Consider the following 389-nt stretch of genomic DNA (forward strand, 5'->3'; position numbering starts at 1 on the left):
CTATGCTTGCGTTAATTATTTTGACTATCATCGTGATTTTAATTTGTGTAAATAAAATGATTTCGCCTATTAAACTGATGGCTGATAATTTAAATGATATTGCACAAGGAGAAGGAGATTTAACCAAACGATTAATTATTTCTGGTAAGGATGAAATCGCGCAATTGGGTGAGTCCTTTAATCTTTTTGTTGATAAATTGCAGCACATGATTAAAGAGATAAGTGAGGCAACCCGAGAAGTTAATCATGCGGGTCAAGCTATTCGCCATCAAACGGAAAATATGGCAACACAGCTGCTTACTCATAATAATGAAACTGACCAAGTTGTTTCTGCTATTACTGAAATGTCTTCCACTGCCAATGAAGTTGCGAATAATACGAACCAAGTT

The 389-nt window shown here is 35.2% G+C and carries 1 protein-coding gene; it reads left to right on the top strand.

What is annotated here, in order from left to right:
- Positions 1-389: methyl-accepting chemotaxis protein (locus GQR38_RS20195; protein WP_165738065.1), on the top strand; the 389-nt coding region annotated here is incomplete at both ends.

The sequence above is a fragment of the Pseudoalteromonas sp. c7(2019) genome (assembly GCF_011378625.1).
Taxonomy (GTDB): Bacteria; Pseudomonadota; Gammaproteobacteria; order Enterobacterales; family Alteromonadaceae; genus Pseudoalteromonas; species Pseudoalteromonas arctica.